Below are 1,926 nucleotides of genomic sequence, written 5' to 3' on the forward strand. Positions count from 1 at the left end.
ACAGATAGCGGAAGCCACCGGAAAGAAAAACATGGCTTCGCACTGGTTTGGTACCAGTCAGTGGCAGTTGCCGAACGAAGGCGATTATCTGAAATTACAGGCGTTGTTTGCGCGTGTTGCAGCAGAAAAACATCAGCGCGGTGAACTGGAAAAGCCACACCACCAGCTGGTCAGCACATACAGTGAACTGAACCGGCAATATGCCAGCCTGCTGGATGAGTACAAATCTCTGCGGCGTTATTTTTCCGTATCGGCTGCCGTTCCGTATACGGATGTCTGGACGCACAAGCCTGTGCAGTATTACCCCGGCAAACATCCCTGTGAGAAACCGGCGGATATGTTGCGTCAGATAATTACCGCCAGCAGCCATCCGGGAGATTTGGTTGCTGATTTTTTTATGGGGTCGGGATCAACAATAAAAGCAGCATTATCGCTGGGACGGCATGCAATAGGTGTGGAGCTGGAAGAAGAGAGATTTAACCAGACTGTAAGCGAAATAAAAGAAAATAGTTAAATATGTGTGTGATTATTTGTAATCAATCACGAGTGATAGAAATTTATACATATATTTACTAATATTGACACTATGTTTATTGAAATAGTGTTTGCCCTCATTAATATCGATAGTCGGTTCCGAGGAGATGACAGGGAAATAATGCATATATCGGTCGTTTTATTTTTTCCGAGGAACCGTTGCCGATTTAACTTAGCAGACAAAGCAACTGACTTGTAATCACCGGGTCGCCAGTTCGATTCCGGCAATCGGCACTATATGCGGGTATCGTATAATGGCTATTACCTCAGCCTTCCAAGCTGATGATGCGGGTTCGATTCCCGCTACCCGCTCCAGCAGAGGACAATAGATGCTAGGTTGTGTTAGGCACTGACACATTATATGTGTGGGATGTTTTTGTTTTACCCTGACTCCTTACTACATCCCGTCCTGTAATGAATGTTATTTATTACGGTATCAGTGCTGATTTTTTTATAACATCGGAATGGCGCATTGTCGGTGGAGATTTTGTATTTCCTGACAGGGTCGGTGATGTGTCATCCCGATGTTGTAAACATCGCTAAAAATGACATTGAGATTAATCATATACTAAGCAAAACCTGGAAATACATCCTTTACCGCCTCCACCGGGCGGTTTTTTTTATTCTGAACCCTAAAAAAAGAAACACGGACACTGATAATGCCCGTGTGGCAATGCCATGTAAGTTAGCGATGAATATGGCGCAAAAAAAGCGCGGCCGTCGGATTAACGCCGCGGGACAAAGTCCATGAAGAATCATAAGTATCTGTCTCCTTCAGGAGACGAGTTGATATTACTAAGCTTTAAAAATGGTTTAAATCCTCAGATTAACCTTAATTTCAGGTAAGTCTTATTTCATTTCTTTGCGCCACGCCCGGCGCACATCAAAAACCACAGAGCCTTTCAGGGGTGAGCTTACGGGATGGTCAGTGTGACTTTCTCTGTGGGCTGGTCACCCCCGGGCGCAGGCTCACCCACTAAAAGGAAAAGTCACGATGTTTGGTATTTTCAAAAAGAAAACCCGCAAGGCCATTACTGAAGTAAAGAAAATGGAGAACCGCGACGCAGTGGAGGCGACCGTCTGGGGTGCGTATTCCATTGCATATGCTGACGGCACCTGCGATGCGAAAGAAATCGCGGTACTGGAGAAAACCATTGCAGCACTTCCTGCCTTTGCGTCGTTCTCCGGTGAGATTGCACAAATGAGTGCAAATATCCGCGCCCGTTATGAAGCGTCGCCGCGCTCTGCCAATGCTGAAGCCCTTCGTCAGCTGGCTGACGTGGCAGGTACTGATGACGCAGTTAATGTGCTGTGCCTGTGCCTTGATATCGCTGACCAGGATGGCATTGGTCCGGATGAAGAAGCACAACTCAAGAAAATTGCTCAGGCGCT

At 46.4% G+C, this 1,926-nt stretch carries 2 protein-coding genes and 1 tRNA gene; all 3 read left to right on the forward strand.

Annotated features, from left to right (window positions below; genetic code table 11):
- Positions 1-514, forward strand: a 514-nt coding sequence (locus FQZ95_RS20805) for a site-specific DNA-methyltransferase (RefSeq protein WP_160530613.1), incomplete at its 5' end; no start/stop codon positions are given.
- A 260-nt stretch (positions 515-774) separates the two neighbouring features.
- Positions 775-849, forward strand: a tRNA-Gly gene (locus FQZ95_RS20810).
- 679 nt (positions 850-1,528) lie between these two features.
- Positions 1,529-1,926 (forward strand): tellurite resistance TerB family protein (locus tag FQZ95_RS20815; RefSeq protein ID WP_160530614.1); only part of this gene is annotated, 398 nt, incomplete at its 3' end.

The sequence above is a fragment of the Escherichia sp. HH41S genome, from assembly GCF_009820115.1.
Classification (GTDB): Bacteria; Pseudomonadota; Gammaproteobacteria; order Enterobacterales; family Enterobacteriaceae; genus Escherichia; species Escherichia coli_F.